Source organism: Streptomyces sp. N50 (assembly GCF_033335955.1).
Lineage (GTDB): Bacteria > Actinomycetota > Actinomycetes > Streptomycetales > Streptomycetaceae > Streptomyces.
The window spans coordinates 5,545,831-5,569,176 of record NZ_CP137549.1; the positions used below are offsets into that span (position 1 = coordinate 5,545,831).

23 protein-coding genes are annotated in these 23,346 nt (G+C 70.4%); 16 read left to right on the plus strand and 7 right to left on the minus strand.

Features of this window, described 5'->3' with window-relative positions; translation table 11 throughout:
- Window positions 1-29: 29 nt before the first annotated feature.
- Window positions 30-1,769, minus strand: a complete 1,740-nt coding sequence (locus R2B38_RS25050; protein ID WP_318018245.1) for a M16 family metallopeptidase — start codon at window positions 1,767-1,769, stop codon at window positions 30-32.
- A gap of 12 nt (window positions 1,770-1,781) precedes the next feature.
- The gene (locus R2B38_RS25055; RefSeq protein ID WP_318018246.1) at window positions 1,782-2,795 is read right to left on the minus strand and encodes a hypothetical protein; all 1,014 of its coding nucleotides are present in this window, start codon (window positions 2,793-2,795) and stop codon (window positions 1,782-1,784) included.
- A gap of 164 nt (window positions 2,796-2,959) precedes the next feature.
- Here R2B38_RS25055 and R2B38_RS25060 point away from each other — a divergent pair, with 164 nt between their 5' ends.
- The 6 genes from R2B38_RS25060 to tsaE all read left to right on the plus strand — a co-directional run bounded on the left by R2B38_RS25060 (window position 2,960) and on the right by tsaE (window position 9,149).
- On the plus strand, window positions 2,960-3,331 hold the full coding sequence (locus R2B38_RS25060) for a holo-ACP synthase (protein WP_318018247.1): 372 nt from the start codon (window positions 2,960-2,962) through the stop codon (window positions 3,329-3,331).
- A gap of 180 nt (window positions 3,332-3,511) precedes the next feature.
- Complete coding sequence (locus R2B38_RS25065) at window positions 3,512-4,948, plus strand: NAD(P)H-hydrate dehydratase (RefSeq protein ID WP_318018248.1); 1,437 nt, start codon at window positions 3,512-3,514, stop codon at window positions 4,946-4,948.
- 249 nt (window positions 4,949-5,197) lie between these two features.
- Window positions 5,198-6,097, plus strand: a complete 900-nt coding sequence (locus tag R2B38_RS25070; RefSeq protein ID WP_318018249.1) for a L,D-transpeptidase family protein — start codon at window positions 5,198-5,200, stop codon at window positions 6,095-6,097.
- A 55-nt stretch (window positions 6,098-6,152) separates the two neighbouring features.
- On the plus strand, window positions 6,153-7,427 hold the full coding sequence (gene alr / locus R2B38_RS25075; RefSeq protein ID WP_318018250.1) for an alanine racemase: 1,275 nt from the start codon (window positions 6,153-6,155) through the stop codon (window positions 7,425-7,427).
- The gene (locus tag R2B38_RS25080; protein ID WP_318018251.1) at window positions 7,424-8,662 is read left to right on the plus strand and encodes an alpha/beta hydrolase; all 1,239 of its coding nucleotides are present in this window, start codon (window positions 7,424-7,426) and stop codon (window positions 8,660-8,662) included. The genes alr and R2B38_RS25080 overlap by 4 nt, the downstream gene beginning before the upstream one ends.
- A complete protein-coding gene (gene tsaE / locus R2B38_RS25085) occupies window positions 8,628-9,149 on the plus strand; it encodes a tRNA (adenosine(37)-N6)-threonylcarbamoyltransferase complex ATPase subunit type 1 TsaE (RefSeq protein ID WP_318018252.1) in 522 nt (173 codons plus the stop codon). Before R2B38_RS25080 ends, tsaE begins: the two co-directional genes overlap by 35 nt.
- A 377-nt stretch (window positions 9,150-9,526) precedes the next feature.
- Here tsaE and R2B38_RS25090 read toward each other — a convergent pair whose 3' ends face one another.
- Window positions 9,527-10,087 carry a hypothetical protein gene (locus R2B38_RS25090; protein WP_318018253.1) on the minus strand — a complete coding sequence of 187 codons (561 nt, stop codon included), beginning with the start codon at window positions 10,085-10,087 and terminating at the stop codon, window positions 9,527-9,529.
- A 178-nt stretch (window positions 10,088-10,265) separates the two neighbouring features.
- On the opposite strand from R2B38_RS25090, the gene tsaB reads away from it, so the two are divergent.
- From tsaB to R2B38_RS25120, 6 genes are read left to right on the plus strand one after another with little or no spacing between them, the layout of a single operon-like run.
- Window positions 10,266-10,919 carry a tRNA (adenosine(37)-N6)-threonylcarbamoyltransferase complex dimerization subunit type 1 TsaB gene (gene tsaB / locus R2B38_RS25095; protein WP_318018254.1) on the plus strand — a complete coding sequence of 218 codons (654 nt, stop codon included), beginning with the start codon at window positions 10,266-10,268 and terminating at the stop codon, window positions 10,917-10,919.
- A gap of 29 nt (window positions 10,920-10,948) precedes the next feature.
- The gene (gene rimI, locus R2B38_RS25100) at window positions 10,949-11,443 is read left to right on the plus strand and encodes a ribosomal protein S18-alanine N-acetyltransferase (RefSeq protein ID WP_405849497.1); all 495 of its coding nucleotides are present in this window, start codon (window positions 10,949-10,951) and stop codon (window positions 11,441-11,443) included.
- A complete protein-coding gene (gene tsaD, locus R2B38_RS25105; protein ID WP_318018256.1) occupies window positions 11,436-12,539 on the plus strand; it encodes a tRNA (adenosine(37)-N6)-threonylcarbamoyltransferase complex transferase subunit TsaD in 1,104 nt (367 codons plus the stop codon). Before rimI ends, tsaD begins: the two co-directional genes overlap by 8 nt.
- Before the next feature lie 17 nt (window positions 12,540-12,556).
- Complete coding sequence (locus R2B38_RS25110) at window positions 12,557-12,811, plus strand: hypothetical protein (RefSeq protein ID WP_318021779.1); 255 nt, start codon at window positions 12,557-12,559, stop codon at window positions 12,809-12,811.
- Between the two features lie 24 nt (window positions 12,812-12,835).
- Window positions 12,836-13,108, plus strand: a complete 273-nt coding sequence (locus R2B38_RS25115) for a hypothetical protein (protein WP_033280049.1) — start codon at window positions 12,836-12,838, stop codon at window positions 13,106-13,108.
- A complete protein-coding gene (locus R2B38_RS25120; protein WP_318018257.1) occupies window positions 13,105-13,497 on the plus strand; it encodes a type II toxin-antitoxin system VapC family toxin in 393 nt (130 codons plus the stop codon). Before R2B38_RS25115 ends, R2B38_RS25120 begins: the two co-directional genes overlap by 4 nt.
- A 12-nt stretch (window positions 13,498-13,509) precedes the next feature.
- On the opposite strand, the gene R2B38_RS25125 is transcribed toward R2B38_RS25120, so the two are convergent.
- Genes R2B38_RS25125 through R2B38_RS25140 form a run of 4 tightly spaced genes read right to left on the minus strand, consistent with a single transcriptional unit; the run spans window position 13,510 to window position 18,958 of the window.
- Window positions 13,510-15,819 (minus strand): glycoside hydrolase family 3 N-terminal domain-containing protein, encoded by a 2,310-nt coding sequence (locus R2B38_RS25125; RefSeq protein WP_318018258.1) that lies wholly within the window; start codon window positions 15,817-15,819, stop codon window positions 13,510-13,512.
- Window positions 15,820-15,853: 34 nt separating this feature from the next.
- Complete coding sequence (locus tag R2B38_RS25130; protein WP_411978580.1) at window positions 15,854-16,726, minus strand: carbohydrate ABC transporter permease; 873 nt, start codon at window positions 16,724-16,726, stop codon at window positions 15,854-15,856.
- A gap of 31 nt (window positions 16,727-16,757) precedes the next feature.
- The gene (locus R2B38_RS25135; RefSeq protein ID WP_318018260.1) at window positions 16,758-17,633 is read right to left on the minus strand and encodes a sugar ABC transporter permease; all 876 of its coding nucleotides are present in this window, start codon (window positions 17,631-17,633) and stop codon (window positions 16,758-16,760) included.
- A complete protein-coding gene (locus R2B38_RS25140) occupies window positions 17,630-18,958 on the minus strand; it encodes an ABC transporter substrate-binding protein (RefSeq protein ID WP_318018261.1) in 1,329 nt (442 codons plus the stop codon). Before R2B38_RS25140 ends, R2B38_RS25135 begins: the two co-directional genes overlap by 4 nt.
- A gap of 108 nt (window positions 18,959-19,066) precedes the next feature.
- On the opposite strand from R2B38_RS25140, the gene R2B38_RS25145 reads away from it, so the two are divergent.
- The 4 genes from R2B38_RS25145 (at window position 19,067) to R2B38_RS25160 (ending at window position 23,282) form a co-directional block, all read left to right on the plus strand.
- Window positions 19,067-20,119 carry a LacI family DNA-binding transcriptional regulator gene (locus R2B38_RS25145; protein WP_318018262.1) on the plus strand — a complete coding sequence of 351 codons (1,053 nt, stop codon included), beginning with the start codon at window positions 19,067-19,069 and terminating at the stop codon, window positions 20,117-20,119.
- Between the two features lie 133 nt (window positions 20,120-20,252).
- Window positions 20,253-21,599, plus strand: a complete 1,347-nt coding sequence (locus tag R2B38_RS25150) for an endo-1,4-beta-xylanase (RefSeq protein WP_318018263.1) — start codon at window positions 20,253-20,255, stop codon at window positions 21,597-21,599.
- 132 nt (window positions 21,600-21,731) lie between these two features.
- Window positions 21,732-22,784: an LCP family protein gene (locus tag R2B38_RS25155; protein WP_318018264.1), complete on the plus strand. Its 1,053-nt coding sequence runs from the start codon at window positions 21,732-21,734 to the stop codon at window positions 22,782-22,784.
- A 141-nt stretch (window positions 22,785-22,925) separates the two neighbouring features.
- Complete coding sequence (locus R2B38_RS25160; RefSeq protein WP_019055574.1) at window positions 22,926-23,282, plus strand: YciI family protein; 357 nt, start codon at window positions 22,926-22,928, stop codon at window positions 23,280-23,282.
- Window positions 23,283-23,346: the final 64 nt, after the last annotated feature.

Below are 23,346 nucleotides of genomic sequence, written 5' to 3' on the forward strand. Positions count from 1 at the left end.
GACCCCGGTGACCCCGGTCATCACGGTCATCACGGTCGTCTCATGCGGCGGGTCATGTACAGCGTGCGGACGACCGCGAGCAGCGGGATCTCGAAGAGGAGGACGACGAGGACGACCCCCCAGTCCGGGTGGGACCCGGTCACCTCGTCGGCGATCGTGACCGCGCCGAGCACGCCCCATACGGCGGCCAGCATGCCGAGCAGCCAGATGGCGATGGTCCAGCCCCAGGTCGCCTGGCCGGGGGTCCTGGACCGCTCGGCGTCCGGCGCCGCCTCCCGCGGTCGCGGGATGTGCTCCGGAGCGCGGGCCGGCAGCCGCACCACCGCCGCCTCCGGGACCGCCGCGTCGATCGTCGCGATCCGGTCCGGGGTCACACCGAGGTACAGCGTCGGTTCCACGGTGACCGCGAAGCCGTCGGGGCCCGTGAGTCCGCGGGCTCCGTCGGGGCGGGTGGTCATCGCCACGCAGGTGTCGTACGGGACGGTCACCGCGCCGCGCGGGGTCGTGACGCTCACGCCCTCGTCGCCGATGACCAGCGTGACGTTCTCGTCCTCCAGGGACCGGTGGCGGCTTCCCGTGACCGCGGACCCGGAGTACTGCGGGGCCACGGTCAGGCCCGCCCAGTCGACGCCCCGGTGGCCCGGGACCTGGAGCAGGGCGGACCCCCACGCCTCGCGGGCCACCTCGCGCAGGTCCGCGACCGTGACCGCCTCCAGCTCGGCCCGGTGCTCGGCGGGGGAGAGGACGCGGTGGCCGAGGAGGAGGTTGAGGGCGTACCCGGGGAGGGAGGCGGCGGCGAAGTCCGGGACGTCGTAGATCTTGAGCTTCTTGCCGCGGACGGAGTCCAGTTCGGACTGCGCGATGGTGCCGTTGCGGAGGCGCGCGAGGGTGTCGACGAAGCCGCCGGTCACCGCGTCCTGCTTCGCCGGCAGCGCGTCGGCGTACGCGCTGAGCGTCGCGAAGTCGGCGTCGCGCGGGGTGTAGTCGGCCTCCGCCGAGTAGGAGTAACCGCCCTCCTGGCGCAGGTCCTGGAAGAGTGCCCGGCCCAGCACGTCCGCGAAGACCGCGGCCGCCGTGGACCGTCGTACGACCGAGGTCAGGACCACCTGGCCGTTCTCGCCGCAGATGTACGCGGGGGTCACCGGGAGCGCGCTGGTCGCCGCGGGCGCCGGGAAGCGGGTGCCCGTCGGCAGGGCGAGGTCCAGGCCCTCCGGGACGGACTCGCTCGTGATCCACAGCACCGCGTTCTCACGGGTGAATCGGGTCCGCGCCCACTCGCCGACCTGCTCGGGCGTCACGCTCCAGGTCCCCAACTCGTTGTAGCTGGACAGTCCGTAGCCCTGAGCTCCGTAACGCCACAGCGGGAGCTGGGAGTTGGCGCCGTTCGCACGGCCCGCGGCCTCCGTGCGCAGGATCTCCCGCTCGGTGTCCAGCCGCGCCAGCGGCAGTTCCCGCAGGGCCGCGCAGACACTGTTGAGATGCGCTACGACCTCCTCCTCGTCGCCCGTCGCGTGGAAGAGGGTGTACGCGTTCGCCGTCGCGCCGTTGTAGTGCAGGTCGGTCAACTGCAGCCGGTGCAGGGCGAGATGCTCGACGAGATGGGTGATCCCGGCCGTCGCCAGGGTCTCGTCGGCGCGGCCCACCCGGAAGAACAGGCCCGCCGTGACCTCGCCGCCCTGGCGCGGGGCGTAGAGCGTGGGAATGCCCTGGGTGGTGGTGCAGCCGATCAGGCCGGAGAGGGCCTCCGGCGCGAACTCGGTGGTCGTCATCGTCGGCTCCCCCTAGAGCGTCGCGAGCGCGGACTTGCGGTACTTCACGAACGCGGCCTTCCAGCCGGGCAGGTACTGCCACTGGTACTCGTTCACCCGGTTCTCCAGGGAGACGAAGTGCGCGGCCGCGTCCTCGGCATGGCCGCCGATCGAGAAGGCCAGGGCGAACGCGCTGTCCGCCGCGATCCAGCTCCACCCGGGGGCGTAGTCCGGGTGCAGCACGGACGCCCGGGCGGCGGCCCGCAGTTCGTCGCGGACGGAGACACTCCGCATGTACGTCCGCTGCTCCACGCCGTCCAGGTCCGCCCAGTGCTCGATGTGCGCCTCGGCGACCACCGCACCGGCGTGCGAACCGGCCGGGGCCGCGGTCACGCACTCCTGCGCGAAGGCGTGCGCCGCCTCCCAGGAACCGCTCCACTTGGGGCACACCTGCTGGAGCAGCTGGGACTGCGCGCGGAAGTGGTGGGGGTGGTGGGCACAGAGGCGGTCGTAGCGGCGGCGGGCCTCGGTCTGGCCGAGTTCCAGGCCGCGGGCGGTGAGCAGCCGGGCGGTCCAGGCGGCGGCGTTGCCGGGCTGTTCGGCGCACACGTCGATCAGCAGCTGCTCGGCCCGCCGCAGCCAGTCGTGGAACTGGCCGAACTGGTCGCGCGAGACGTGCTCCGCGCGGGCGCGGCTGCGGATGGCCCAGCCGACGCGGATGTAGCGCTCGGCGAGGAGGGTGCGGGGGAGGGGGTCGTCGGGGTGGTCGGCCGCCGCCCGCTCCAGGTAGGTCTCCACGCCGTCCAGGCCTGCGAGTTGACCTGACGCGAAGGACATCTTCTCTACGGAGTTCTCGACCGGGTTCTGGGTCGGGTTCTCGGTCGGGTCGAGGGTGGTGAAGAAGGTTTTTGTTGCCTGCCAGTCGCCTGCCCGGGCCGCGTTCCGCAGCGGGGTGAGGTCGGGCAGGGTGGTGAACGGGTCCGTGACCGGTTCCGACAGGGCTACGGGTCTTTCGCCGTCGTCTGTCGTCGTGCTGGTGGTGGTCATGCTCCGCCCCCCTGGCGAATCCTGAACCCACGGCGCGGCTGCCGGCCCCCCGGGGCGCGCGGACGTGAGTGGTGTCATGCGTGTGGTGTGGTGCGAGTTGCCGCAGGTTAGCAGCCGTCTGTGACAGGCGGGACGCGGGTGGACGCGGTCGTAGGGTGCTCGGCATGAGCATCATCGGGGTTGGTATCGATGTGGCCGAGATCGACCGGTTCGCGGCGTCGTTGGCGCGTACGCCGGGGATGGCTCGGCGGCTGTTCCTGGACAGTGAGTTGCTGTTGCCGAGTGGGGAGCGGCGGGGGGCGGCGTCTCTCGCCGCGCGGTTTGCGGCGAAGGAGGCGGTGGCGAAGGCGTTGGGGGCGCCGGGGGGGCTGCACTGGACGGATGCGGAGGTGTATGTCGAGGAGAGTGGGCGGCCTCGGTTGCGGGTTACCGGGACGGTTGCGGCGCGCGCGGCCGAGCTGGGAGTGCGGTCCTGGCATGTTTCGTTGAGCCATGACGCGGGGGTTGCTTCCGCGGTGGTTATCGCGGAGGGGTGACTTGGGGCTGTACGGCCTCGGCTTCGCCTTCGGCCCTTTTTGTTTCCCGCCCGCACCGCCCGTGCGGCTCTCGTCGTCGGGTGCGGGTGGCCCCTGTGGGGGCCGATCGCCGTTGGCGGCCGGCGGTTCCGGTGGGTGCGCGGGTGCGGTCTCCGTCGCTTACGGGGCAGACTCGAACGTATGCGTACTGCGTACAGCGTGGAGACGGTAAGGGCTGCTGAGCGACGGCTGATGGCGCGGGTTCCGGAGGGTGCGCTCATGCAGCGGGCCGCCGCTGGACTCGCCGTTGCCTGTGCTCAGTTGGTGGGGCGGGTCTACGGCAGTCGGGTCGTGCTGCTGGTGGGGAGTGGGGACAACGGGGGTGACGCCCTGTACGCGGGGGCCCGGCTCGCTCGGCGGGGGGCCGGGGTTGTGGCTGTGCTGCTTGCGCCTGAGCGGGCTCACGTCGGTGGGCTTGCGGCGTTGGCGCGGGCTGGTGGGCGGACCGTCGCGCCCGATGATGCCGAGGGGGTTCTCCGTCGCGCCGATCTTGTTCTGGACGGGATCGTCGGGATCGGGGGGCGGGGTGGGTTGCGCCCCGATGCCGCTCGGCTGGCCGGGCTTGCCTCGGAGTGCCGGGGGGTTGTCGTCGCTGTTGATCTGCCCAGTGGGGTCGACGCGGACAGCGGTGAGGTGCGGGGGGCCGCCGTGCGGGCCGATGTCACCGTCACCTTTGGGGCGCACAAGCCGGGGTTGTTGATCGATCCTGCTCGGGAGTACGCCGGGGCCGTGCGGCTTGTCGATATCGGGCTGGGGAGTGAACTGCCCGATGAGGCTGAGCTGGAGGCGTTGCAGCATGTGGACGTCGCTGAGTTGCTTCCTGTGCCGGGGGCTGAAAGTGACAAGTACCGGCGGGGAGTTGTGGGGATCGCCGCTGGGTCCGGGCGGTATCCGGGGGCCGCTGTTCTTGCCGTTGCGGGGGCGTTGAGGGGTGGGGCGGGGGCCGTGCGGTATGTCGGGCCGGCTTCTGATGCCGTGATCGCTCGGTTTCCTGAGGCGTTGGTGTCCGAGGGCGGGCCGCTCAAGGCCGGGCGGGTGCAGGCGTGGGTGGTCGGGCCGGGGGCGGGGGACGATGCCTCGGCTGTGGCTGATGTGGTGACCGCCGATGTGCCTGTGCTCATCGATGCGGACGGGTTGCGGTTGGTTGACCCGGGGGCTGTGCGGGGGCGTGGCGCGCCGACGTTGATGACTCCGCATGCGGGGGAGGCGGCCGCGTTGCTCGGGGTTCCTCGGGGGGATGTCGAGGGGGCTCGGCTGGAGTCCGTGCGGGAGTTGGCCGGGCGGTATGGGGCGACCGTGTTGTTGAAGGGGTCGACCACGCTTGTCGCCGACTCGGGGGGTGGGGTTGTGCGGGTCAACTCGACGGGGACGGGGTGGCTGGCTACGGCGGGGAGCGGGGACGTGTTGTCTGGGCTCTGTGGGTCGTTGCTGGCGGCGGGGTTGTCGGCGTTCGACGCGGGGAGTGTGGGGGCGTATCTGCATGGGCTGGCGGGGAGGTTGGCTTCGGATGGGGCGCCGGTGGGGGCGCATGATGTGGCCGAGGCGGTTCGGGTTGCCTGGCGGGATGTGCGGGGCTGAGTTTCTTTCGCCCCCGCCGCCCCTACCCGTCCCATCCCCAGGGGCTGCCGCCCCTTCCGCCCCGCCCGGGGGCTGCGCCCCCAGACCCCCATCGGCCTGAACGGCCTCGTCCTCAAACGCCGGACGGGCTGAATAATGCCGGCCTGTGTTGAGGCGTGCAGGACGGGCTGACAGTGAACGCTCGTCAATAAGAGTGACCCCTCCGCGCGGCACCCGGATCGCGCCGTACCGCCGCGTTTCTCTGATCGCATGATCAGTACACGAATCGCGCACAGAAGTATCGCGGTGCTGCTCACCGCGGTGATCGCCCTCCCCGTCGGGGCCGGTAGTGCCTGGGCCGACGGGCCGGTGCCGCCGGCGGCCGGGCCGGGGGAGACCGAACTGGTGCCGGGGGTGCCGCCGGGGCCGTATCAGCCGTGGCAGATCGATACGCCGGATCAGGCGCTCCCACCCAGGGTCTACACGCCTACCGCCGAAGAGGATCGGGTTGAGCCGCGGGACGCCGCCGCGGGGACCTACGCGCTCGTCGAGTACGTGCCGATCGCCGACGCCGTCGCCAAGGTGAGCTGCAGCAAGCAGACCGGGCCGTATCAGCGGGGCGTCGAACGGTGGCTGAAGCTGAAAGTGGACGGGAAGCAGTCCGGCGCCGACTGCAAGGCCATCAGCGCCTTCCAGAAGAAGCAGGGGATCAAGCCCGCCATCGGGTTCGCCGGGCCTGTGACGTGGGCTCGTATGCAGCTGATCGGTGCCAGGAAGAATCCGAACGCCGCCCGGAAATGTCCCGTCCGCTCGTACCGCGTCGCCTGTGTCGATCTCGACCGGCAGCTCACCTGGGTGCAGAAGGGGAAGAAGGTCGTCTTCGGGCCTGTGCCCATGCGGAGCGGGAGGACGGGGCATGTGACGCGGGGTGGGTGGCACAAGATCTACTGGAAGCACAAGAACCACTGGTCGACGCTCTACAACAGCCCTATGCCGTATGCCCAGTTCTTCGACGGCGGCATCGCCTTCCACGCCGTCTACGGGAGCATCTACACCACCGTCGGCTCCTGGGGCTGCGTCAATCTGCGGCTGGCCGACGCCCGCAAGCTCTGGGGTGTGCTGAAGAAGGGCGACCGTGTGTACGTGTGGGGGCACCGGCCCGGGAACTAGCGAACGAGGAGGGCTCAGAGGGGGTGTCAGTCCCCTCTGAGACACTGGGGGTGCCATGAACGAGACAGCGACACAGCCCACCGCACCGTTGCGCGCCCGCGCCGAGATCGATCTGGGCGCCCTGCGGGCCAATGTGCGGACCCTGCGCGCCCTCGCGCCGGGCGCGGCCCTCATGGCCGTGGTGAAGTCCGATGCCTACGGCCATGGGGCTGTGCCGTGTGCGCGTGCCGCTGTGGCGGCCGGGGCCACCTGGCTCGGTACTGCCACGCCCGAGGAAGCGCTTGACCTGCGTGCTCGCGCCGACTTGCCCGACAGCGTGCGGATCATGTGCTGGCTGTGGACCCCGGGCGGGCCCTGGCGCGAGGCCATCGAGGCCGATCTCGATGTGTCGGTGAGCGGGATGTGGGCCCTGGAGGAAGTCGTCGCGGCCGCTCGGGCTGTTGGGCTTCCCGCGCGCGTGCAGCTCAAGGCCGATACCGGGCTCGGGCGCAATGGGTGTCAGCCCGGCGACGACTGGGCCGAGCTCGTCGGGGCTGCCCTGCGCGCGGAGAGCGACGGGCTTCTCCGGATCACCGGGCTCTGGTCCCATCTCGCCTGTGCCGACGAACCCGGGCATCCCTCCATCGATGCCCAACTCGCCCTCTTCCGGGAGATGGTGGCGTACGCGGAGGAGTGTGGGGTGCGGGCCGAGGTGCGGCACATCGCCAACTCGCCTGCCACGCTCACCCGTTCCGACTCGCACTTCGATCTCGTCCGGACGGGGATTGCCGTCTACGGCATCTCGCCCAGCCCTGAAGTGGGGTCCTCGGCCGACTTCGGGCTGCGGCCGGTGATGTCGCTGAAGGCGTCCGTCGCCCTCGTGAAGCAGGTGCCTGGCGGGCACGGGGTCAGTTACGGGCATCACTACATCACCCCGGGTCTGACCACCCTCGGGCTCATCCCCGTCGGGTACGCGGACGGCATTCCGCGGCACGCCTCCGGTACCGGACCCGTGCTCGTCGGCGGGAAGTGGCGGACCGTCGCGGGGCGGGTCGCCATGGACCAGTTCGTCGTGGACCTGGGTGGGGACGACCTGGAGGCCGGGGCGGAGGCCGTCCTGTTCGGGGCCGGTGATCATGGTGAGCCCACCGCCGAGGACTGGGCGCAGGCCGCCGGAACCATCGCCTACGAGATCGTGACCCGCATCGGAACACGCGTTCCCCGCGTCTACGTCAATGAGGGCGTCGGAGAGATCGGAGAGATCGTCCCCGAGGTCGTCGGTGAGGTCATCCCCGGGTATGAGGGAGACGACGTAGCGCAGGGCTGTGACGTGAAGAGGAGCGGCACGTGAGCGAGAGCAGTGCGGAGGCGGTCGCCGCGGTCGCCTCCGCCGCCGCGGGGGCGGGCGGGAACTGGCGGAAGGTCACCGGTATCGCGGGCGCCGCGATAGGTGTGATCGCCGCCGGGGCCGCGGCCGGTGTCGCCATAGAGCGGATGACCGTCGGGCGTGGGATGCGCGAGCGGGCCCGGCTGGCGCTCGACTCCACCGGGCCGTACGGCTCGTTGCGCGGTACGCCTGGTACGGCACAGGCGGACGACGGGACCGAGCTGTACTACGAGGTCGACGACATCGAGCCGGACGTCGCCGTCACGCCCAAGCGGCGGCGGCTCTTCGGGCGGAAGGCGCCGGCCCCCGTCACCGTCGTCTTCAGCCACGGGTACTGCCTCAACCAGGACTCCTGGCACTTCCAGCGGGCCGCCCTGCGCGGGGTCGTGCGGACCGTGCACTGGGACCAGCGCAGCCATGGGCGTTCCGCGCGCGGTGTCGCGCAGCTGGAAGACGACATGCCGCTCACCATCGACCAGTTGGGGCGCGACCTGAAGGCCGTGATCGACGCGGCCGTGCCCGAGGGGCCGATCGTGCTCGTCGGACACTCCATGGGCGGCATGACGGTGATGGCCCTCGCCGACCAGTACCCCGACCTGATCCGCGACCGGGTCGTCGCCACCGCCTTCGTCGGTACGTCCTCCGGGCGGCTCGGCGAGGTCAACTTCGGACTGCCCGTCGCCGGGGTCAACGCGGTGCGGCGGGTGCTGCCGGGTGTGCTGAAGGCGCTCGGGCAGCAGGCCGCGCTGGTGGAGCGGGGGCGGCGGGCCACCGCCGATCTGTTCGCCGGGATCATCAAGCGGTACTCGTTCGCCTCGCGGGACGTCGATCCGGCGGTCGCGCGGTTCGCCGAGCGGATGATCGAGGGGACGCCCATCGATGTCGTGGCGGAGTTCTATCCGGCGTTCACCGACCACGACAAGACGGCCGCGCTGCCCCACTTCAAGGACATGCCGGTGCTCGTGCTGGCCGGGATCGGCGATCTCGTCACGCCCAGTGAGCACAGCGAGGCCATCGCCGACCTGCTGCCGGACGCCGAGCTGGTGCTCGTGCCGGACGCCGGGCACCTGGTCATGCTGGAACACCCCGAAGTGGTGACGGACCGCCTCGCCGACCTGCTCACCCGCGCGGGTGCCGTGCCGGCAGGGGCTACCGTAAGTGGCTATGGAAGCACCAGCAGCACCGCACAACGCGGCTGAGCCCCTGTCCGTCTCGATCACCGTCAACTCCCCTGATCAGATGCGGGAGTTGGGGCGCCGCCTGGCCAAGTTGCTGCGCGCGGGCGACCTCGTGATGCTCACGGGGGAGTTGGGCGCCGGCAAGACGACACTCACCCGGGGGCTGGGGGAGGGGCTCGGGGTCCGCGGGGCGGTCACCTCGCCGACGTTCGTCATCGCACGCGTGCACCCTTCGCTCGGTGAAGGGCCGCCGCTTGTGCATGTCGACGCGTATCGCCTGGGCGGCGGGCTGGACGACATGGAGGATCTCGACCTCGATGTGTCGCTGCCCGAGTCCGTGATCGTCGTGGAGTGGGGCGAGGGGAAGGTCGAGGAGCTGACCGACGACCGGCTGTCGCTCGTGATCCACCGGGCCGTCGGGGATACGACCGACGAGGTACGGCACGTCACGGTCACCGGGCTCGGTGCGCGGTGGGCCGCCGTCGAACTGGGTGTGCTCGGCGGCTGACCCGTGTTGGTTCCGACAAGGTGTCGGCAAGATGTTGCGTTCCGGGTCTTGGGCGTGGTCACATGGTATCCAGTTCGTAGTTAGGTCTACCTAACTACGCTTGCCCCCGGCCCCAGGAGGCGTCCGTGTCGGCTTCAGAGAACCAGGACGAGTGGGCGCGGCCGTATGCGTTCGGCGGGGTGTCCATGCGGGAACTGTTGGCGGCGGGGGATGCGGCGCTGGCCGTTTCTACGCCGCCTCGCGCGCCGGAGCCTGTTGAGGCGCCGGTCGAGCAGCGTCAGCGTAAAGCGGCGTAGTCGGTCGGCTGCGGGCGCGTTGTGGCTGGGCGCGCAGTTCCCCGCGCCCCTAGGGTGTTGCCCCCGCGGGGTGCGAACCCATCAGCGGATTACCACGATGCTCTGGCCGATCGTCGCGAACTCCCACATCGCCGCGCCGTCCTCGGGCGACTCGCGGATGCCGCCTGACTTGGTCGTGGGGTCGGGGGCGTCCGTCGCGCCGCTGACCGCCGCGCTGAAGCCGATGGCGACGTTGTCCGCGTTGGTGAAGCGGACGACGTGCTGGATGGGGGTGCCGTCGGTGCCGGTGATGGCGTTCGAGCGGGAGGTGACCGGGTAGGTGCCCGTGGGCGGGTCCACCGTGCCGGGGGTGACCTTGAACGTGCGGTTGACCTTGTTGTTCTCCGCGACCAGCCACACCCGGTCGTCGTCCACCGAGTACACGACCCGTTCCCCCGCGCCGGAACCGGCGGGCAGCGCCGCGGGGTTCCTCTTGTCGCGCGGGGCCTTCTTGGCGGCCACCGCCGCGGGGGAGGTGCTCGCGTGGGCCGTGTCGCCCAGCCCGGCCGGGACCGTCGCCGATGCCTGATAGGCGAGGAAGCCGACCGTGGCGACCGCCGCCACGGTGAGCCCGGCCACGATTCCCGAGCTGCTGCCGGCCATCAGCGCCCACCTCCGCGTCTCATACGTCTACGTCGTCCACGTCCTGTGCCGGTGCCCCGTACGACACCGAACGGTCCCGTACGTCCCGTACGTCCGATGACCCTAGGTGACCGTAGCAGCCGGGGCCGGGGTGACCGGGGCGGCCGTGCTCGCGGCGCCGGAGCCGTAGGCTGTTTGCGTGCTCTTGCTCGCTCTCGATACCGCCACCCCCGCCGTCACCGTCGCCCTGCACGACGGCGAGGCCGTCATCGCCTCGTCGAGTCAGGTGGACGCGCGCCGCCACGGTGAGCTGCTGCTCCCGGCCGTCGACCACGTGCTCGCCGACGCGGGGCTCACGCTCGACGCCGTCACCGGAATCGTCGTGGGCATCGGCCCCGGCCCCTACACCGGGCTGCGCGTCGGGCTGATGACCGCCGACACCTTCGGCCTCGCGCTCGGCGTGCCCGTGCACGGTGTGTGCACGCTGGACGGCCTCGCCTACGCCACCGACCTCGACGGCCCCTTCGTCGTGGCCACGGACGCGCGGCGCAAGGAGGTGTACTGGGCGCGCTACGCCGACTCCCGGACCCGCCTCACCGACCCGGCCGTCGACCGGCCCGCCGACATCGCCGAGCAGGTGGCCGGAGTGCCCGCCGTCGGTGCCGGCGCGCTGCTCTACCCGGACACCTTCCCGTCCGCGCACGAGCCGGAGCACGTGTCCGCCGCCGCGCTCGCCTCGCTGGCCGCGGAGAGACTCGCGGCGGGTGTCGAACTCCCCGCGCCCCGGCCGCTGTACCTGCGCCGTCCCGACGCCCAGGTGCCCAAGAACTACAAGGTGGTCACCCCCAAGTGACCGAATCCCTGAGCCCTCGGCTGCGCGAGATGCGCTGGTGGGACATCGACCCCGTGCTGGAACTGGAGAAGGACCTCTTCCCCGAGGACGCCTGGTCCCGGGGCATGTTCTGGTCCGAGCTTGCGCACGCGCGCGGCGCCGAGGCGACCCGCCGGTACTTGGTGGCCGAGGTGGATGATGAGGAGACCGAGAGCGGTGTCCGGGTCATCGGTTACGCCGGTCTCGCCACCACCGGCGACCAGGCCGACATCCAGACCATCGCCGTCGCCCGCGACCACTGGGGCACCGGCCTCGGTGGCACCCTGCTGACCGAACTCCTCACCGCGGCAAGCGAGTTCGAGTGCGCCGAGGTCATGCTGGAGTGCCGCGTCGACAACGTCCGCGCGCAGAAGCTCTACGAGCGCTTCGGCTTCGCCCCGATCGGATTCCGGCGCGGCTACTACCAGCCGGGCAACGTCGACGCCCTGGTGATGCGCCTGACCGACCCGTCAACTTCCGTACAAGGAACCGAGATTCATGGCTGACTCACGCGACGAGCCGCTCGTCCTGGGCATCGAGACCTCCTGCGACGAGACCGGCGTCGGCATCGTCCGCGGCACCACCCTGCTGGCGGACGCGGTCGCGTCCAGCGTCGACGAGCACGCCCGCTTCGGCGGGGTCGTACCGGAGGTGGCGTCCCGCGCCCACCTGGAGGCGATGATCCCGACGATCCAGCGCGCGCTGAAGGACGCGGGCGTGAGCGCGCGTGACCTCGACGGCATCGCGGTCACGGCGGGTCCGGGTCTGGCCGGCGCCCTGCTGGTCGGCGTCTCGGCGGCCAAGGCGTACGCCTACGCACTCGGCAAGCCCCTCTACGGCGTCAACCACCTCGCCTCCCACATCTGCGTGGACCAGCTGGAACACGGCCCGCTGCCGGAACCGACGATGGCGCTGCTGGTGTCCGGCGGTCACTCCTCCCTGTTGTTGTCCTCGGACATCACCTCGGACGTACGGCCGCTGGGCGCGACGATCGACGACGCGGCGGGCGAGGCCTTCGACAAGATCGCCCGCGTCCTGAACCTCGGCTTCCCGGGCGGCCCGGTCATCGACCGGTACGCGAAGGAGGGCGACCCCACGGCGATCACGTTCCCGCGCGGCCTGACCGGCCCGCGCGACCCGGCGTACGACTTCTCCTTCTCCGGGCTGAAGACGTCCGTGGCCCGCTGGATCGAGGCGAAGCGGGCGGCGGGGGAGGAGGTGCCGGTGCGCGATGTGTCGGCGTCCTTCCAGGAGGCGGTCGTCGACGTCCTGACCCGCAAGGCCGTACGGGCCTGCAAGGACGAGGGCGTCGACCACCTGATGATCGGCGGCGGGGTCGCCGCGAACTCGCGGCTGCGGGCGTTGGCGGCGGAGCGTTGCGAGGCGGCCGGTATCCGCCTGCGCGTCCCGCGCCCCAAGCTGTGCACGGACAACGGCGCGATGGTCGCCGCACTGGGTGCGGAAATGGTCGCCCGCAACCGCACCCCGTCCGACTGGGACCTCTCCGCCGACTCGTCCCTCCCGGTGACGGATCCCCACGTCCCGGGTCACCACCACCACGACCACGTCCACGAGGTCAGCAAGGAGAACCTGTACTCGTGACGGCCACGGTCGCGCTGATGTGGGAGGCCCGGGCGGTCCCCGGAAAGGGCGAGGAACTCCTCGCCTGGGCGCGGGCCCAGCAACTCCCCGCCGAGCCGCTGCGCCGGGAGTTCCTGCGCGCGCCCCAGGACCGGGTCCTCGTCATCACGTGGTGGGACGCGGAGTACGACACGGAGCTGCCTGAACTGCCTGAGCCGGGTGGGGAGTTGGTGACTCGGGCGGTGCATCGGTGGCGGTTCGAGTCGGTGGGCGAACCGGCGGCGGGCGAATAACAAGAGTTTTGTTAAAGTAGGGTCATGGCTGAAGCTCCCGTGCCCGGTGAAGGCCCCGTCCGCCCGGTCTCGGTGTCGCTCCACGAGGGCACCATCGCCGCCCTCAAGGCGCGCACCGGCAAGCGAGGCATGTCCGCCTACGTCGAAGCGCTCATCCAGCGCCAGCTGGAGCGGGATCGGCTGCGGGAACTGATCGAGGACGCGGAGGCCGCGCACGGTCCGGTGGACCCGGCCGCGGTCGAGGCCAAGCGGGCCGTCCTGCGCGGTGGTTCGGCCGGCTCGGCCGACGCGGCGTGAGCGGCACGCTCGTCCTCGACTGCGAGGGCCTGTCCAAACTCGTACGGCGCACTCCGGAACTGACCCAGTGGCTCGTCGCGGCCGAAGCCGAGGACATCCGCGTGGTCGTCAGCTCGGTGACGCTCGTCGAGGCCCGCGATCCCCGGACCCACCAGGCCCGCTTCGACCATGCCGTCTCGCGCGTCAACGTCGTCCCGCCCAGCGAGGCGATCGCCCGCCACGCGAGCAGGCTTCTTGCCGCGGCCGGTCTGCACGGGCACAAGTACGCACTGGACGCGATCGTCGCCGCGACGGCGCTCGCCTCGCCCGCACCCGTCACCGTGCTGACCTCGGACCCCGAGCACCTCCGGGACCTCTGCGGTGCCGGTGCCCACGTGATCAAGGTCTGACCTGCGCCGGGGTCACGCGTCGCCCCGCACCTCCGTCTCGCACCGCAACCGCCGCTCCGCCCCCACCTCCCGCACGGGACCCGTCAGCGTCAGCCGTGTCGTGTGCCGTATCTCCGCGCTGGAAACCCCCAACCTCAGCTCCAGCGCCCCCGGTTCGACCACCCGGCGCCCCGAGCGGTCCGTGAACGCCGACAGGTCCGCGTGGAAGTGGAAGGTCACCCTCGTGGACTCCCCGGGGGTCAACTCCAGGCGCTGGTAAGCGATCAGGCGGACGTCCGGGCGGGTCACCGAGGCGACCGGGTCGTGCAGGTACAGCTGGACGACCTCCGTGCCGGTGCGGGCGCCCGTGTTGCGGACGGTGACCGTCAGGTCGTAGGAGCCGTCCGTGGTGATCTCGGGAGCCCCGGCCGGCTCCGCTGCCTCCCACGCGAACGTCGTGAACGAGCGGCCGTGACCGAAGGGGTACAGCGGGGTCGGGTCCAGGCTGCTGACCTCGTCGGCCAGGCCCAACGGGGGCTGGAGGTACGTCCACGGCTGGCCGCCCGGCGCGTGCGGGACGCTCACCGGGAGGCGGCCCGACGGGTTGACGCGGCCCGACAGTACTCCCGCCACTGCCGGGCCGCCTTCCTCCCCGGGGAAGAACGCCTGGACCACCGCGCCCAGTCGGCCCTGCCAGCGGCCCAGCGCGTAGGGGCGGCCGGTCAGGAGGACCAGGACGACCGGGACGCCTGTCGAGACCAGGGCGTCCAGCAAGTCGGCCTGAATGCCTGGGAGTTGGAGGTCCGCCACGTCGCAGCCCTCGCCCGACGTGCCGCGTCCGAACAGGCCTGCGCGGTCGCCGAGTACCGCCACGCACACGTCCGCCTCCGCCGTCCGGGCCACCGCCTCCTCGAAGCCCGAGGTGTCCGGACCGGAGACGTCACACCCCTCCGCGAACGTCACCTTGGCATCGGGGAGTTCGGCCCGCAGCGACTCCAGCACCGTGGGGATCTCGATGCCCATCGGCACCTCGGGGTGGTGCGTCCCCACGTGGGACGGGAAGGAGTAGCAGCCGAGCATCGCCAGCGCGTCCGCCGCCCTCGGGCCCACCACCGCGATCCGTGCCTCCGCCGCCAGCGGCAGCAGACCGTCCGGGTTGTCCAGCAACACCACCGATTCTTCGGCCAGTTGGCGGGCCAGGGCCCGGTTCGCCGTCGAGTCGAGGTCGATACGCCGCGTCGGCTCCGGTGACCAGTCCTCGTTCAGCAGGCCCAACTCGGCCTTCTGCAAAAGCACTCGACGCGCCGCCCGGTCCACCAGCGCCTCCGGGACCTCCCCCGCCCGCACCGCCTCCACCAACGGCTTCCCGTAGCACTTCAGGGTGGGCAGCTCTACGTCGATGCCCGCCTCCAGCGCCGTCTGCGCCGCCTGCGCCGGGCTGCCCGCCACCCGGTGGAGGGTCTCCAGGAAGCCGATGCCGAAGTAGTCGGCGACGACCGTTCCCGTGAACCCCCAGTCCTCGCGCAGGAGTTGGGTCAGCAGCGCGGGGTCCGCCGACGCCGGTACGCCGTCCGTCTCGTTGTACGCCGCCATCACCGAGCGCGCCCCGCCCTCCCGCAGCGCCATCTCGAAGGGGGGAAGGGTGACGTCCGCGAACTCCCGCACCCCCGCCCGTACCGGCGCGAGGTTCCGCGCCCCCACCGACGACGCGTACCCGGCGAAGTGCTTCAGCGTCGCCACGACCCCGGCGGACTCCAGCCCCCGCACATACGCGGCACCGATGGTCCCCACCAGGTACGGATCCTCGCCGATCGTCTCCTCCACCCGGCCCCAGCGCGGATCCCGTACGACGTCCAGGACGGGCGCGAGACCCTGGTGGACGCCGGCCGAGCGCAGGTCCGCGCCGATGCGCCGGGCCATCTCCTCGACCAGCCCCGGGTCGAAGCTCGCGCCCCATGCCAGCGGCACCGGGTACGCCGTCGCCCCCCAGGCCGTGAAGCCCGCCAGGCACTCCTCGTGGGCGACCGCCGGGATGCCGAAACGCCCCGCCGCCGCGATCCGGCGCTGCGCGCGGGCCAGCGCCTGCGCGCCCAACTCCGGGTCCACCGGCGCCGTACCGAAGGAACGGGTGAGCTGGCCCAGGCCGTGGGTGATCAGCTCGTCCCAGTCGTAGTCGGAGGTCATCTCCCGCTGGAGCGGGGCGACTCCGTCGCCGTCCGTGGCGGCGCCCACCCACACGCCGTAGAGCTGGGCGGTCTTCTCCTCCAGGGTCATCCGGGCGAGCAGGTCGTCGACGCGGGCGGCGGCGGGCAGGGCGGGGTCGCGCCAGGGGGCGGTGGTCATGAAACTCCGTTCGGAAAAGGTGAGTTGGGGCAGCTCACTTGCCGCCCACGCCCATCAGGCCGCCGACCAGGGCGCGCCGGGCCACCAGGTACACGGCGAAGATCGGGATGCCGGAGAGGACGACCGAGGCGAGCAGGGCCGGGATGTTCACGCCGAACTGGCTGACGTAGTTGAAGAGTCCGAGGGTCAGGACCCTGGGTCCGTCGGACTGGGTGAAGATCAGCGGGAAGAGGAATCCGTTCCAGGCCTGCAGCGCCGCGTAGATGACGACCGTGCTGATACCGCCCTTGGTCATCGGGATGACCAGTTGGAACAGCATCCGCGTCGCCGACGCGCCGTCGAGCGCCATCGCCTCGTACAGGTCCTCCGAGATGTCCCGCAGCGTGCCGGTAAGGATCAGCACGGACACCGGCATCGCGAAGGCGGCGGTGGGGAGGATGACCGCCAACAGGCTGTCGTACAGGTTGAGTTTGGCGATCATCAGGTACAGGGGGACCACGACTGCCTGCGCCGGGATCGCCACTCCCATCAGGAACAGCCGGAAGGCCCCGCTCGACCAGACCGTGCGCGTGCGTACGGCCACGTACGCCAGCGGGACGCACAGCACCAGGACGATCCCTACGACCGCCGCCGCCACCAGTGCCGTGTTGGCGAGGAAGTGGCCGAAGCCGTTGTGCAGCACGGTGTTGTAGTTGGCGAAGGTCGGATCGGTGGGCGGCTTGAGGGCGTTGTTGCCCAGCGCCTTGTCCTGGCGGGTGAGGGACGCCGAGATCATCGCGTAGATCGGGATGATGACGACCGCGAGCCAGAGCAGCGAACCGAGCCCGGCGACGGGGTTGGGGCGCTTGGTCCAGTGCCGGCGCCGACGAGTGCGCGGAGGTTCCACCGGCTCACCTGCCGTCTTCACCGGACGCGGCAACGTGTCATGTGACACTCCGTCACATCCCTTCGCGGGTACTGCGCATGGCGCCGAAACCAGTGAGCCTGACCAGGACGAGGGAGAGCGCGGTGGCGATGACGACAAGGAAGGTCGCGATCGCGCTCGCGTAGCCGAAGTCGTAGCTCTTGAAGCCGGCTTCATACATCAGGTACGGCAGGATCGCCGTGTCCGTGCCGGGGCCGCCCTGGGTGAGGATCAGGACGGTCTCGAAGTAGGTGAGCGAGCCGACGATCATCAGCACGCTGGAGGTCGTGGCCGTGTTGCGGAGTTGAGGCAGCGTGATGGAGAAGAACTGCCGGTAGCGCCCGGCACCGTCAATTGCCGCCGCCTGGTAGAGCACTTCGGGGATCTGCCGGGCCCCACCCTGGTAGATGAGGGTGTGGAAGGGGATGAACTGCCAGCCCCCGACGAACACGATCGCGAGGAACGCGCCGCTGGTGGAGCCGAGCGTGTCCTGGTGGATGATCCCGAAGTTCGGGTCGAGCAGGGCGTAGAAGAGCAGCGCGATCGCCGTGGAGGACAGCAGGAACGGCACGAAGAAGATCGCGGAGAGGATCGCCCGGTTGCGCTGGCGGCCCGCCGCCCAGACGCCGAGGAGGAGAGACACGACGGTCTGGAAGGCCCAGCTGGTCACCGTCAACAGCACGGTGACGGTGAGGGATTGGGTGAGACGGGAGTCGTGCAGCAACTTGTCCCAGTTGGCGAGGCCGACGGGCTTGGGGTCGCCCAACCCGTTCCACGTGGTGAAGGAGAGATACACGGCGAGGACCATGGGGGCCACGGCGAAGAAGACGAAGAAGAGAACCCCGGGCACAGCCAGGAGGGCGTGAGGTGAAGCGCCCCTATAGGGGCGCGGGGAACTGCGCGACCTCACTTCAACCCCTTCAGCGCTGAAACGAACTGCGCCGGCGAACTCTTCCCCACGAACAGCTTGTTGATCTCCGTCAGCATCGGCGTCGACACATCCGGATCCACCGCCTGATCCCAGCTCAACGTGAACGCCGGTGCCTGCTGCACGAGTTGATACTGGAACTTGGCGAACTCGGGATTCGGCGCGGAGTCCAGAAGCTTCTCCGCGTTCGACGTGGTCGGAATATCCCCGTTGGCGACAAGGTCCTTCGCATACGCCTCCGACGCACAGTCCCGCAGAAACGCGATCGCCGCGTCCTTGTTGCCCGTACGCGCGTTCACGGACCAGTAGTTGGTGGGGTTGCCGACCACGTTGCGGATATCGCCCGCACCCCCCTCGTACTTCGGGAAGGCGCACCACCCCAGGTTGTTCTTCGCGAAGTCCGGGAACTTCCCGAGCTGCGTCGAGTACTCCCACGACCCCATCAGATGCATCGCCGCCTTGCCCTTGGCGAACACCGCGGGCGCCCCACCGTTGACGTACGACACCGAACTGAAGCCCTTGCCGAAGGCGCCGTCGTCGATCAACTGCTTCACCGTCTCGGCGGCCTTGAGGACGGCCGGGTCGCCCCAGCCGGACGCGTCGCCGTTCTTGATCTTGTCGAAGACCCCGGGCCCGCCGATCCGGTCGACGAGGTACTCCAGCCACATCAACTCGGGCCAGATGTCGGCGCCCCCGAGCGCGAACGGCGTGATGTCCGCCGCCTTCAGCTTCTTGTTGAGGTCGAGCAACTCGGCCCAGGTGGTGGGCGGTTGGAGCTTGTGCGCGGCGAAGACGGTCTTGTTGTAGAAGAGGATCACCGGCTGCATGCCGCGCATCGGTATGCCGTAGTTCTTGCCCTTGAGCGCGCCCGCCGCGAGCACCGACGGCAGGAAACCGTCCTTGAGCACCGGGTCGGACTTGATGGTGTCGGTGAGGTCGACCAGCTGGTTGGCCTCCTGGTACGCCTTGATCGAGCCGCCGCCCCAGTTGAAGAAGACGTCCGGCGCGTTCGGCGAGCCCATCGCGGTGCGCAGCTTGGCCGGGTAGTCCGTGCCGGGCACCTTCTCCAGCTTGATCTTGCCCTTGGCCTTCTTCGCCGCCGCCGACGCGTTGAACCGGGTGACGGCCTTGACCTGCACCTTCGCCGCGTCGTCGCCGTAGGTGAAGGCGGTGACCGTGCCGCTGTCGCCGGTGCTGTCACTGGAGCCGCAGGCCGTGAGCCCGGTGGTGAGCAGGGTGGTGGCACCGGCGCCGAGCACCCAGCGCCTGCTGAACGTACGCCCGCCGTTGGACGTGTTGGGCTCCATGGACAGCACCTCTCGTGCGAATGTTTCGAGCCGTTCTACGAATGTTCCGGGAACGTAAGGCGCGCTGGGGGGTTCGTCAAGAGGTCGCGCAGGGATACGATCGCCGCCATGACAGCCCCGGATTCCGCCGAAACCCAGACAGCGGGTCGGCCGACGCAGACCGCCACGCTCGCCGAGATCGCCCGCGAGGCCGGAGTGTCGGCTCCGACTGTTTCGAAGGTCCTCAACGGCCGTGCCGATGTCGCCCCCGCGACCCGCACCCGCGTCGAGGACCTGCTCCGCGTCTACGGCTACCGGCGCCGCCGCGCCGAGGCGACCCGCTCCCCGCTGATCGACCTGGTCTTCCACGAGCTGGAGAGCGCCTGGGCGATGGAGGTCATCCGGGGCGTGGAGAACGTGGCGCGGGACTCCGGGCTGAGCGTGGTGCTGAGCGAGAGCGCGGGACGGCTGACCCCGGGCCGGACCTGGGCCGACCAGGTCGCCGCGCGCCGCCCGCACGGCGTGATCCTCGTCCTCTCCGGGCTCGACGAGTCCCAGCGGGCGCTGCTCACCAGCCGCTCCATCCCGTTCGTGGTGATGGACCCGGCCGGCGACCCGGGCGCCGACGTTCCGTCGATCGGCGCGACGAACTGGCAGGGCGGGCTGGCCGCCACCCGGCACCTGGTCGAGCTGGGCCACACCCGGATCGGCGCGATCAGCGGGCCGTCCCGGATGATGTGCAGCCGCGCCCGGGTCGACGGATACCGGGCCGCGCTGGAGACGGCCGGGCTGCCGGTCGACCCCTCGCTGATCACCACCGGCGACTTCCATCACGAGGCCGGTTACCGGCTGGGCCTTGAGTTGCTGCGCCGCCCGGACCGGCCCACCGCCGTCTTCGCCGGCAACGACCTCCAGGCGCTCGGTCTGTACGAGGCCGCGCGCGAACTCGGGCTGCGCATCCCGGAGGACCTGAGCGTGGTCGGCTTCGACGATCTGCCGGTGGCGCGCTGGGTGGGGCCGCCGCTGACGACCGTACGACAGCCCCTCACCGAGATGGCCGAGGCGGCGGCCAAGCTGGTGCTCGACCTCGGGCGGGAGGGGGAGTCGTCGGCGGCTCGGCGGGTGGAACTGGCGACGAGCCTGGTGGTGCGGAGCAGTACGGCGGCACCGGCCGCGGAGTGAGACGGGTGGCCGGAAGCCGACGTGACCGTGACGTGCGTGGCCGGAAGGTGACGTATTGACGAGTGGGGTGCGTCGCCCCACACTCCTCCGAAGCCAATCGGTTGCACAACCGAAACTTTCGGAGGCACCCGCAATGAGATCTCTGAGAACCGGCTTGTCCCTGGCGGCCTTGTTCACCGGCGCCGTCATGCTCTTCGCGGCACCCGCCGCGCACGCCGCCGACACCCCGCTGCGCGACCTCGCCGCCGCGAAGGGCAAAGTCATCGGCACCGCCGTCACCGGCTCCAAGCTCACCGGCACCTACGGCGACATCGCCGGCGGCCAGTTCAGCTCGCTCACCCCCGGCAACGCCATGAAGTGGGAGACGGTCGAGCCGACGCAGGGCACCTTCAACTGGTCGGAGGCGGACCAGATCGTCGCCTTCGCGCAGGCCCACCACCAGCAGGTGCGCGGCCACACCCTGGTCTGGCACAGCCAGAACCCGAGCTGGCTGACCAACGGCACATGGACGTCAGCCCAGTTGAGCAGCCTGCTGCAGAACCACATCAGTACCGAAGTCGGCCGCTACAAGGGCGAGATCACCGCCTGGGACGTGGTGAACGAACCCTTCAACGAGGACGGCACCTACCGCTCGACGCTCTGGTACAACGGCCTCGGCGCCAACTACATAGCCCAGGCGCTGACTTGGGCCCACGCGGCCGACCCGGCGGCCAAGCTGTACATCAACGACTACAACGTCGAGGGCGTCAACGCGAAGTCCACCGCCCTCTACAACCTGGTCAAGTCCCTGAAGGCGGCGGGCGTTCCGATCGACGGGGTCGGCCTCCAGGCCCACCTCATCCTCGGCCAGGTACCGGCCACCCTCCAGCAGAACATCCAGCGCTTCGCCGACCTGGGCGTGGACGTGGCGATCACCGAGCTGGACGTACGGATGGCGCTCCCGGCCGATGCCACCAAACTCGCCCAGCAGAAGGCCGACTTCAAGAGCGTCATGGCCGCCTGCGTGGCCGTCGCGCGCTGCGTGAACGTCACCGTGTGGGGCTTCACCGACTCCGACTCCTGGGTCGACAGCACGTTCCCGGGCTACGGGGCGGCGACACCGTACGACGCCAACTACGCGCCGAAACCGGCGTACTACGGCCTCTCGGAGGCGCTCGGCGGTACGACCACGACCCCGCCGCCGACCGGGGCGTGCTCGGCGACGTACGGCGTGAGCAGTCAGTGGAACACCGGGTTCACCGGGCAGGTGACGATCGCGTGTTCCGGGGCCTCCCTGTCGTCATGGAAGGCGAGTTGGACGTACGGCGCGGGCCAGCAGATCACCCAGGCCTGGAACGCGACCTGCACCCAGTCGGGGACGGCGGTGAGTTGTGCGAACGCGAGCTACAACGGGACGGTCCCGGACGGTGGTTCGGTGACGTTCGGGTTCAACGGGTCCTGGAGCGGGAGCAACCCGGTGCCGGTCGTGACCCTGGGATGAGGGAGGCGGGGGAGGCGGAGGGGCCTCCGGAGGCGTGAAGCGGGGCTGAGAACCGTGAGATTTTCCGTAGAAAACCGTCTCGGGACGCCTCCCCTAACTTTCTCCTAATAATTCGGACTTACGTTCCTCCCCGTGACGGACACAGAGAACGTTGACGAGGACAGACGCGTGGGCCGGCGGTCGAGAGTGCTGAAGATCGCCGGCCTCACTCTGGCCGGCGCCCTCGTCCTGGGTGTCGCCACGGCCGGCTGGGCCTACTGGCACCTCAACAGCAACATCAAGAGCGTCGACATCGACAGCGCGCTCGGCACCGACCGCCCCGCGAAGGCGGTGACCACACCGTCCGCCGCCGCGTCCGCGTCCGCCACCCCCGTGCCGACCGGCTCCCTGAACATCCTGGTCCTCGGCTCCGACTCGCGCAGCGGCAAGGAGAACAAGGCACTCGGCGGCGGCAGCAGCACCGGCGCCCGCTCCGACACGGCGATGGTCGTCCACGTCGACGCGGGCCGTAAGAAGGCCACGATCGTCAGCATCCCGCGCGACACGCTCGTCACCCGGCCGTCGTGCCCGCTGTCGTCCGGGGGCTCCACGTCCGTGGCGTACAACGCGATGTTCAACACCGCGTACTCGGTGGGCGGCCCGGTGTGCGCGGTCAAGACGGTCGAGTCGATCACCGGCGTCCGCATGGACCACTACATAGAGATCGACTTCGCGGGCTTCGCGAAGCTGGTGAACGCGCTCGGCGGCGTCACGGTCACGACCACGCAGGACATCGACGACGACGACAGCCACCTGCACCTGAAGAAGGGCACCCACCACCTCAACGGCAAGCAGGCCCTGGCCCTCGCCCGCACCCGGCACGGCATAGGCGACGGCAGCGACCTGGGCCGCATAGGCCTCCAACAGATGCTGGTGAAGGCCCTGTTGACCCAGATCTCCACCCACGACCTGCTCACCGACCCCGCCAAGCTCTACGAGGTCACCGACGCGGTCACCGACAGCCTCACCACCGACACCGGCCTCGACTCCCTCAGCGAACTGATCAGCCTCGGCCAGAGCCTGAAGGGGCTGTCGGCGGACGCGGTGACGACGGTGACGATGCCGAACGTCACGGCTCCGTCCGACCCGAACCGGGTGGTGGCGAAGGAGCCGGCGGCGAGCGATCTCTGGGAGTCGCTGCGCTGACCTGCGGAGATATGGCGGCGGAAAAAATCTTCGGGGAATTCCGGCGAGTGTGTCGATCCGCCCGCCCCTCGTTCGACGCATGGTTGAAAGGCCGGGAAGAGCCCGGTCGGACAACGTCAGCGAACGACCCGAGGAGTCACCATGCCCCGCTACCTCTCCCTCGTGCAGATCGACGAGAAGACCGCCCCCGCCGAGGGCCCCAGCGCCGAGCTGATGCAGCGCATGGGCGAGCTGATCGAGGAGATCACCAAAGCCGGCGTCATGCTCGACACCGCCGGCCTCACCCCGACCGCGCAGGGCGCCCGCGTGCACTGGGAGGGCGGCAAGATCTCCGTGACCGACGGGCCGTTCACCGAGTCCAAGGAGGTCGTCGGCGGCTACGCGCTCATGCAGTGCAAGGACATGGCCGAGGCGATCGAGTGGACGAAGCGGTTCCTGAAGGTGCACGAGGAGTTCTGGACCGTGACCTGCGAGGTGCGGGAGATCGCGGAGGGCTGAGCACTCCGCGATCGCCGTGGCCTTGCCCGGCCTTCCTTGGCCCGAGGCCGCCGGGGGTGTTGCA